This window comes from Candidatus Angelobacter sp. (genome assembly GCA_035607015.1).
Taxonomy (GTDB): Bacteria; Verrucomicrobiota; Verrucomicrobiia; order Limisphaerales; family AV2; genus AV2.
Genome location: DATNDF010000427.1, coordinates 1 through 8,509 on the forward strand (window position 1 = coordinate 1; position 8,509 = coordinate 8,509).

Consider the following 8,509-nt stretch of genomic DNA (forward strand, 5'->3'; position numbering starts at 1 on the left):
CACTCTGCCGTGTGCAACACAGACCTCCGAGATGTGCGGCGCATAGATGATGAGTTCACCGCCGTCGGCAAGCACCGGCTCGAGTTTATACATCGCTTTGCCGCCGGTCCAGAGTTCATCGTACATTTGGGGCGCGCAGGACAGAATCATGTGGAACGGTTTTTTCCGGTAAAGGACGTGACGCCGCCGCGACAGGTCGCTCGCGGCATCCCAGGCGATTTCTGGCGTCCCCGTGAAAAGCCCGACCAGCCCTTTCCCTTCGACCACCATGCAGAAGCAGAGTTTCGGCACGCTCACCATTGAACCCGCGTGATCCACCACGCGCCGAACGGGGGTCCATTTATTGCCGATGATCTTCGGAGTCGTGATGACGGCGCCGAGCCAGTGGAAAAAATTCAGAATATCCGGCCCGGCCACGCCAGGGAAAAGATATTTGTTACCGCCGGAAAAGCCGACAACTTCGTGTGGAAACACCGGACCAATGATGATGATCTGATCGTAGTCAAACACCATTCGGTTCACGTCCACCGGCACGTCGATCGCGAACAGTCCGTTCGACATCTTTCCGATTTCGTCCGCATTGATGATACCGATGCGCTTGAGCGCGGACGGGTCATTCCAGGCGTGATTGAAGAAACGGACCCGCCGATAGACCGCCTCGCGCTCGGCTTCCGAGATTTCCAGACGCTGGCAGATTGCCTTTTCGTTCATCGGCTGGTGAGTGCCAAGCGCGATGAGAACGTCGAACGCACGCGTCGTTCCGGCAATCTGTTGAAACAAGGTTCGAAACAACAAACCGACCGGTGCGGTGCGAGTGCCGTCAGGCACAATGAGCAGCACATTTTTGTCCCGGTAATCTTCGGTCGCACACGTCTGAGCAACCACCTCCGCGACCTGATCGCGGGTCAATGTCCCGTTGGCCGCTGTTATTGAAATGGGTGACATCGTCGTATTGCCGCGTTGATCTTATATTGTAAGGCACAGAAAACCGCCATCCACTCGCAAATCCGAGCCGGTCACAAATCCGCTCGCTCGCGGACTCGCGAGATAAACGGCAGCCCCGATCAATTCCCGCGCCTCGCCGAACCGGCCCATGGGCGTGTGGCTCATAATTGCTCTGGTCCGGTCGGTCGGCGTGCCGTCGGAGTTGAACAATACCCGGCGGTTTTGCTCGGCCGGAAAAAAGCCGGGGGTAATGGAATTGACGCGTACGCCTTTGGCGCCCCATTCACGCGCAAGAAACTCCGTCAAACTCAGCACCGCGGCCTTCGCCGCCGAGTACGCGACGACGCGCGAAAGCGGAATGTGGGCCGAAACACTGGCGATGTTGATGATGCTGCCCTTCCCGCGGGCAATCATCCCCGCACCAAACTCCTGGCACGGCAACAATACTCCGCCGACCAGGTTCAGGTCGAAGTTGGCCCGCCAGTCTTCCAGGGTGACCTGTTCAAAACTACGGTCCGGGCCGACGGTAACCTTCGGATCGTTTCCACCCGCGGCATTCACAAGGATCGTCGGCGCACCGAGCATCTTTTCCACCCTCTGGTTGGCTGCCCGCAAACTGTCCCGCGACATCGCCTCAATCGAAATAAATTCCGCGTGTCCGCCCTCCTTTCTGATCCTCTCCACTCTCCCGTGGCCGCGTTCCGCGTTGCGTCCGGCGACCGCAACCTGTGCCCCGGCCTGCGCCAGACCTTCGGCGATGGCCCCGCCCAACAGACCGGTGGCTCCGATGACCACCGCAACTTCACCACTGAGATCAAAGAGGTTCATGTTGTGGTGCCGATTGTGTGCGATTGCGGAAACGCGGTGAAGGGAAAAATAAGGCCCTCCACTTTTGGTATTAATGAGATCCGAGCGGCTTCGTGAGCGAATTCGCCGCTAGCCACGCGCGATTCGATGCGATAGCCTTTGTCCATGGTTTCGCTGCCCAAACCTGAAGTCATTCTGACCCACGAAAGCGATTTGGACGGCCTGCTGTCGGGCCTCCTGCTCCGTCGGTTGGCGCGCGCACTGTTCGACGTTGATGTGCCGTTGCAGGCGTATCACAACCACAATTGGCGTCAGCGCAGCCTCGCTGAAAAATCTGCCTGGGTGTGTGATCTCACGTTCGAGCCGCGGCTGGACAAACCAAACTGGGTCATCATCGACCATCATACGACTGAATTCGCCCCAAAAAATGCACAATTGGTCCACGCGGTGGACAAGTCCGCCGGATTGCTTTGTTATGAACTCTGCCAGCAGCACGAGCTGGGGACGGCGAAACTTGACCGCTTGGTCCATTTGAACAACGTCGCCGACCTCTTTCTTGAAGACGACCCGGACTTCCTCCTCGCGAACGACTACGCGAACCTGGTGAAAACCTACCAGTTCTGGAATCTCGAGACCTTGATCCAGGGCGATCTCGAAAGACTGCTCGACCATCCCCTGCTGAAAGTGATGGAGGTAAAACGACGCATCGAAGACCCCCTTGGCTTTGCCTGGAGCAAGTCCAACATTACCGAGTTGAGCCCCGTTGTCGGCCTCGTCAACACCATCGTTGGCAACACCAACCAGATCGTGCATCAACTGCTCGAACAGCGGGCCGCGCCGTTCCCCGTGCTGATCACGTTGTTTCGGCGCGGCAATGGAATGATTCTGGCGAGCTTGCGCAGCCGCAACGGTGAGGCGCTGAAGGTCGCAGAGAAGCTTCAGGGCGGCGGCCACGCCAACGCCAGCGGCGCCACCCTGCCGCGCTCAATCCAGAATATTCCCGATGCGATCGCGTACCTGCGGCAGGTCCTAAATCCGGGGCATGTCAAAGGCTCGCCGTTGAATAATCTCGAAAGCCTGTTCGACGCCATTGAGATGGCGAAGAAGTAACGCTGCTTTTCAAAGTTGCTCCACCCTCGGGCTGTCCATTAGCATTGCGCGCCATATGTCTGAAAGCTTTTCCGCGTCAGATCCTGCACCCGAGCCGGTCGGTTTTTCTCCACGCGCGGATGGCCGGCGTGTCGAACAATTGCGTCCTATCAGGTTTCAGAATCACATCGCACCGTACGCAACCGGTTCGACGCTGATTGAGTGGGGCAACACCCGCGTGATCTGCGGCGTCACTGTTGAGGAAACCGTTCCGAAGTGGATGAAGGAACAAAACGTCTCCGGGGGATGGATCACGGCGGAGTATTCCATGCTCCCTTACTCCACCCAGCAACGCAAACAACGCGACATTACCCGGGGTAAAATCGACGGTCGCTCGCAGGAAATCCAGCGGCTGATCGGCCGGGCGATGCGTGCCGCCGTGGACCTGGAAAAGCTCGGCCCACGCACGATTTGGGTGGATTGCGACGTGCTTCAAGCTGACGGAGGGACGCGAACCGCGGCCATTACCGGCAGTTACGTCGCGCTTTCGCTCGCCGTCAGCAAACTTTTGGTTGCCCAAAAACTGAAAGTGACTCCTCTACTGAAAGCCGTCGCGGCGGTCAGCGTTGGGATCGTCCATCGGCAGGTATTGCTTGACCTTTGCTATGTTGAAGACGCGGCGGCGGAAGTTGACATGAATATCGTCATGACCGAGGCCGGTGAATTCATAGAACTGCAAGGCAGCGGCGAGGAGGCCACATTTGACGAAAGCCAGCTCGGCCACCTGTTGAGTCTGGGCAGAGCCGGTATTCAACAACTGTTCAAAGCCCAGCGAAAGGCTCTCGATACCATCGCGACCGCCGAGTGACGGGCCCGACCGATTTTGAACGGTGCCTTATCCATTCATTCAGCAAATCTCTGTTACGACGGCTCCGGAGTCGGAGGAAGCTGTCGCCGCGTTGCTCGAAGGTTTATTTGGGGAACGCCCATCCGTGCATTCTGATCCACGAACCCGTAAGTTTACGGTTTCGGTGTACCTGACAAGATTTCCCTGTCGGCGTGCTGAAGCCCACGCACGCCTGCGGGCCGGCCTGAAGCGAATCCGCGGTTGTGGCTTGCGTACAGGCGTCGCTCGCGTTGCCTTCCGCCGGGTTCGTTCCGAAGACTGGGCGGAATCCTGGAAGAAACATTTCAAACCGCTCGAAATTGGCCGGGCACTGCTGATCAGGCCGACGTGGAGCCATCGTCGTCCGCGATCAAACCAAGCTGTCGTTGTGCTTGACCCCGGCCTTAGCTTTGGCACGGGGCAACATCCGACGACGATTTTCTGTCTCGAACAACTCGTTACTCGACGACGGCCCGCAGATCCGCAATCCTTTCTCGACATGGGCACAGGCTCCGGAATCCTCGCGATCGCGGCAGCGAAACTTGGCTACCACCCGGTTCACGCGTTCGACCACGATCCGACCGCAATCCGGGTTGCGAATGCCAACGCCCTGCAGAACCACGCCGAAGGACTCATTCGTTTCAATCACAAAGACTTGAGCCGGATGCCAGCCCACGCCCACCGTAAGTTTCATCTGATCTGTGCAAACCTCGTTTGCGACCTTTTGATCGAACAGTCAAAGCGCATTCTGTCGTTTCTCGAACCCAACGGCATACTTGTGCTCGCCGGCACAGTTGTGGACCAGTTCCCGGAAGTGGCAAGCGTCTATAAGGCTGGTGGCTTGAAGCTGCTCGAAATAAGAACGACAAAGGAATGGCAGTCGGCAGCATTTACCCCCAGGTGAGGGAACATCGCCAAGGCAGTAAGGAGAGCGGCCAACTATCTTCACACACGCTGGGCAGAATGTAGACCGCACCGTTGAACGTTTGACGATCGCGGGCGTCAGATTAAGTTGAAGCAACTTCAGTAACCGTGATGGCAGCGTTATTAAGAGCAAACGGAGAAGGCAGGGGCGCTGGCATTGTTTTCGCTCGAAGCAGTTTCGAGAAAGACGAACAAAGGATCCAAACCATGACGAAGACACTCGAAGTCCTCTCGGACGTGATTCGCAACAACAAACATCCATTCCGCCAAGTGGATGATCGTCCGGATAAGTCGAAAAAACATCGTTACGAGCGTCGTAAGATAAAGGAATGTCTCAAATTAGGTGATTGGGATTCCGAGACACAAGGCTCAACTTCTTAAGCGAAAAGCCACCAACCCAGACTCAAACTACGCCTCATGCGATGGCGTGCGGAGATAATGTTCTCAAGAGGAACCTCGTCACAGCCAATACGAGGCCCTTCATCAACCCTGGCGGCTCTAAGCCCCGCGCAAAGGGAATCGTTTTCCAGGTGTAATCGATAGTCTGGCGCCGGGACCACCGGTTGCGGCCCACATGAACTCGTGATGCGGTCAAAATGGTCGTTCCGGCGTGTTTTCGTGCCAACGGACGTCCCCGGTGGGCTGCACCCTTTCCGCGCCATTGCCGTAGCCGTGGCCCGTTGCTTCAAATCCGCCTATCAGGGCGGAAACTGCGACTCCGGCGATCAGCGCCAAAGATAGTTTGCCACGGTCGTGAGCGTGAAACTGCAATTCCGGCAGCAAGTCGCTCGTGGCGATGCTCAAAAAGGTGCCTGCCGTGAACGCCAGCACCGCTCCGAGGAGGTGCGGTGCTGTCCGCGAAAACTGTTCGGCACCCAGATAAAACAGGAGTATCCCAACAGGGTTGGCAAGAGCGAAAAGACCGTTGATCCAGTGACGCAGAGCCCTCGGCGCCCCGCTCACGGCCAGCAACATGCCAACAGCCAGCGCGTCAAATGGCTTGTGGAGAAAAATTACCAGAAAGGTTCCAAGACCGAGCAGACCGTGTGTGTGCCCCGCGTACTTGTCGAGTTCCACGCTCGCAGCAAGTGCAACGCCATCCAGCAACGTGTGAAGTGTCAGTCCCGCGGCCGCCCCCACCCATGACAGGTGCCGCGCCGATTTATCCGCCAGTGTCTGTTCACAGTCAGCCGTTCCGTATTGATCACCGACTGAGACCGCTCCCTCATTGTGCCGATGCGTCTCTGGGGCTTCTTCAGGTACGTCATGATGATGAAAATGGAGGTAGCGCTGCGCGAAAAACATGCTGAGGAATCCCCCCATCAACCAGCCCATCGTCGAATCGGCAGAGCGAAGTTGTTCCCAGGCATGTGGTGCCAGGTGCAGGATTGCCACACCCAACATCAAACCTGCGACGAAACTTGTTGCGATCTGGATGCGTGTGTGTGTCAGGCGCACCAGCAGTGGCAACCACCCTCCCGCCAGCGACGCCAGCAGAATCAAAGTGCAGTAACCGGTTAGGAGAATCAAGGATGCCGCATGGCCACCTGAATTATTCACGCTCGAACTGATCCGCGGCGCACATGCATTTTCCACCACCGAAGGTTCATTCAGCCGCGAAATGCTCCGGCGCGCCCCTTCAGCCGAAGGGAAAACCGCCTACTTCATCAACAGCATCTGTCGGGCGCGCTTAATGGCACGGTTTAATCGCCGCTGGTAGTGTGCCGGAAGTCCCGTGTACTTGCGAGGAAGAATGCGACCCGCATCGGTAACGAACTGTCTGAGCAAGTTGACATTTTTGTAATCGAGCGCGTCCGCCGTGAAATCGATTTTCGGCTTGGGCCGGGGAGTGCGGATCTCCGACGCCCCTCTCCCGCGTGATCCCCGAGTGGGTTTGTCCGTGTGGGTCTTGCGTGGCATATTTGGCTATTTGATTTCCCGGTGAAGCGTATGGCGTCGGAGAAAAGGATTGTACTTTCTGAGTTCCACCTTTTCCGTCTTCAACTTCTTGTTGCGGCTGGTAAGATAGCGAGAGGGCGGTTTTCCTTCCTTCCGCGCCTCGGTGCATTCAAGCGTTACGATTTCTCTCGGCATGAGCTACTCTTTCTCCTTGGCGGGCTTTTCCTCGACTTCATCATCTTCCTCGACTTCCGAGGCGCCGGCTGAATCCACAGAACCCAGCGCACCAAGGCGTCGCTGCCGCAAGGCTCCGTCCTTCTCAAGCTGCGCCTGTGCCTCAACCGTGAACCGCGTCCAGGGGATCGCGTCCAGCCTCGCCTTGGGGATCGCTTTGCCCGTCAATTCGCACACGCCGTAAGTATTTTTTTCGATTCGTTTGAGAGCCTCTTCGATTTCGTAAACCGCATCCTGATCAGAAGAGAGCAGGCTGAGTGCGAAATCCCGGTCAAAATTGTCGGTGCCGGAGTCGGCCATGTGCAGGCTGTAGCCGGGCATTTCCTCGGCCGATTCCTTGGCCAGCCCGCTCATCTGACTCTGAAGCCGTTCGCGAAGTTCCAGCAGCGTGTTGTAATACTTGATCCACTCGGGTTTGATCTTCACGGTCCCGTTGCCGGGATTGCGTCTGGAAGCGGCGGCAGCCCTGCCCAGTATGGCTGCAGCCGTGGCTGAACCCAGTTCTTTGCCTGCCGATTTTCCGGCCGCCCTTTTTATGGTCTTTTTCTTCGTTGTCACAGTCAGTCAGTGCGTCTCAACGGGGGAAATCCCGTTAGCCTCGCCGCGTCAGCCGAAAGCCAGCACGTCGAGGGCGCGTGAATGTAGCAAAGGAAATTAAAAGCGCCACAAAAATTTTCAGTTGATTTAATAGTGAAAATCCCGCGCCTTCAAACCGGCCGACGACGTATCGTCCTCCTTCCGTCGCTCCCCGCCCTACCCCTTTTCAATACAGGCATAAGCGTTGTGATTGTGAATACTCTCGAAGTTTTCCGCCTCCGCCTTGTACCATGTCACATCTGGATGAGCGTTGAGTTTGAGCGCAACGTTGCGGACCAGATCCTCGACAAACACGGGGTTTTCATAGGCCCGCTCCGTCACCGCCTTTTCGTCCTGCCGCTTTAACAATGAGTACAACTCGCTGCTCGCCGAGCCTTCGATGATGGATATCAAATCCTCGATCCAGATGGCCCGCTTCGAACGAATCTGCACGGTCACCAGGCCGCGTTGATTGTGCGCTCCGAACCGCGCGATGGCCTTGGAGCAAGGACATAGGGTTGTGACGCCCACCCGCACGGTCAGCACGAAATCGATTTCCCTGCCGCAGGCTGTCGCATCGAACCGTGCCGTGTAATCCATCACTCCTTCCCGCCCGGACTCCGGCGCCTTCTTGACCAGAAAAAACGGAAATTCCATCTCCAGGTGCGCAGTGGCTGCCTTCAGTTTTTCCTGCATCGCGTAGAGGATGTCGGTAATGTTTTCGACGTGGACCACGCTCCCGTGCGCGTGGAGCACCTCAATGAACCGGCTCATGTGCGTTCCTTTGAATTCCTTGGGGAGATCGACGTACATGCCGATCGTGGCAATTGTGTTTTGCAAACTGCGTGCCTTGTCGCGGACCTGAATCGGAAATCGCATCCCACGAACGCCGACTTTGTCAATGCGCAGTTCGCGATAGTCGCGTTCGCTTTGCTTGTCGTGAAGTTTGGCCCGCGGTTTGCCTTCCAGACCCATCGCGCGAACCGGCGCATCACTCTCGTTGTTTCTAAACATGGCTGAAACGTAACAATGTTGGGAAGTTTTGCAAAAAATTTTCCACAATTGAAGATTCACAAAACCGGTCGATGACCGGCATGCCACGGAAGCGACGGGCCGGTGTCCTTCTGACTGGCTGCTTTGGCCAGTAGT

At 57.0% G+C, this 8,509-nt stretch carries 11 protein-coding genes; 4 read left to right on the forward strand and 7 right to left on the reverse strand.

All coding sequences use genetic code 11. The features are described from left to right. Window positions 1-945 (reverse strand): lactate racemase domain-containing protein (locus VN887_17210; GenBank protein HXT41749.1); only part of this gene is annotated, 945 nt, incomplete at its 3' end. Between the two features lie 21 nt (window positions 946-966). After that, window positions 967-1,773 carry an SDR family oxidoreductase gene (locus tag VN887_17215; GenBank protein HXT41750.1) on the reverse strand — a complete coding sequence of 269 codons (807 nt, stop codon included), beginning with the start codon at window positions 1,771-1,773 and terminating at the stop codon, window positions 967-969. A gap of 144 nt (window positions 1,774-1,917) precedes the next feature. On the opposite strand from VN887_17215, the gene VN887_17220 reads away from it, so the two are divergent. The 4 genes from VN887_17220 to VN887_17235 all read left to right on the forward strand — a co-directional run bounded on the left by VN887_17220 (window position 1,918) and on the right by VN887_17235 (window position 5,032). Beyond that, a complete protein-coding gene (locus tag VN887_17220) occupies window positions 1,918-2,862 on the forward strand; it encodes a DHH family phosphoesterase (protein HXT41751.1) in 945 nt (314 codons plus the stop codon). Window positions 2,863-2,917: 55 nt separating this feature from the next. Next, window positions 2,918-3,709 carry a ribonuclease PH gene (gene rph, locus VN887_17225; GenBank protein ID HXT41752.1) on the forward strand — a complete coding sequence of 264 codons (792 nt, stop codon included), beginning with the start codon at window positions 2,918-2,920 and terminating at the stop codon, window positions 3,707-3,709. A 163-nt stretch (window positions 3,710-3,872) separates the two neighbouring features. Beyond that, window positions 3,873-4,631: a 50S ribosomal protein L11 methyltransferase gene (locus VN887_17230; GenBank protein HXT41753.1), complete on the forward strand. Its 759-nt coding sequence runs from the start codon at window positions 3,873-3,875 to the stop codon at window positions 4,629-4,631. A 131-nt stretch (window positions 4,632-4,762) separates the two neighbouring features. Next, window positions 4,763-5,032, forward strand: a complete 270-nt coding sequence (locus tag VN887_17235; protein HXT41754.1) for a hypothetical protein — start codon at window positions 4,763-4,765, stop codon at window positions 5,030-5,032. Window positions 5,033-5,242: 210 nt separating this feature from the next. On the opposite strand, the gene VN887_17240 is transcribed toward VN887_17235, so the two are convergent. The 5 genes from VN887_17240 to folE2 all read right to left on the reverse strand — a co-directional run bounded on the left by VN887_17240 (window position 5,243) and on the right by folE2 (window position 8,335). Next, window positions 5,243-6,181, reverse strand: a complete 939-nt coding sequence (locus VN887_17240) for a ZIP family metal transporter (GenBank protein ID HXT41755.1) — start codon at window positions 6,179-6,181, stop codon at window positions 5,243-5,245. A gap of 129 nt (window positions 6,182-6,310) precedes the next feature. Next, window positions 6,311-6,571, reverse strand: a complete 261-nt coding sequence (gene rpsR / locus VN887_17245) for a 30S ribosomal protein S18 (GenBank protein HXT41756.1) — start codon at window positions 6,569-6,571, stop codon at window positions 6,311-6,313. 6 nt (window positions 6,572-6,577) lie between these two features. Continuing rightward, window positions 6,578-6,745 carry a 50S ribosomal protein L33 gene (rpmG, locus tag VN887_17250; GenBank protein ID HXT41757.1) on the reverse strand — a complete coding sequence of 56 codons (168 nt, stop codon included), beginning with the start codon at window positions 6,743-6,745 and terminating at the stop codon, window positions 6,578-6,580. Between the two features lie 3 nt (window positions 6,746-6,748). Further along, complete coding sequence (locus VN887_17255; protein HXT41758.1) at window positions 6,749-7,342, reverse strand: TraR/DksA family transcriptional regulator; 594 nt, start codon at window positions 7,340-7,342, stop codon at window positions 6,749-6,751. A gap of 195 nt (window positions 7,343-7,537) precedes the next feature. After that, entirely contained in the window at window positions 7,538-8,335 is a 798-nt protein-coding gene (gene folE2 / locus VN887_17260) for a GTP cyclohydrolase FolE2 (GenBank protein HXT41759.1), read from the reverse strand. Window positions 8,336-8,509: the final 174 nt, after the last annotated feature.

Coding starts and splice junctions, on each gene's coding strand:
- VN887_17215 (HXT41750.1), bottom strand. CDS start 1,773: ATGAACCTCTTTGATCTCAGTGGTGAAGTTGCGGTGGTCATCGGAGCC.
- VN887_17220 (HXT41751.1), top strand. CDS start 1,918: ATGGTTTCGCTGCCCAAACCTGAAGTCATTCTGACCCACGAAAGCGAT.
- rph (HXT41752.1), top strand. CDS start 2,918: ATGTCTGAAAGCTTTTCCGCGTCAGATCCTGCACCCGAGCCGGTCGGT.
- VN887_17235 (HXT41754.1), top strand. CDS start 4,763: ATGGCAGCGTTATTAAGAGCAAACGGAGAAGGCAGGGGCGCTGGCATT.
- rpsR (HXT41756.1), bottom strand. CDS start 6,571: ATGCCACGCAAGACCCACACGGACAAACCCACTCGGGGATCACGCGGG.
- rpmG (HXT41757.1), bottom strand. CDS start 6,745: ATGCCGAGAGAAATCGTAACGCTTGAATGCACCGAGGCGCGGAAGGAA.
- folE2 (HXT41759.1), bottom strand. CDS start 8,335: ATGGGTCTGGAAGGCAAACCGCGGGCCAAACTTCACGACAAGCAAAGC.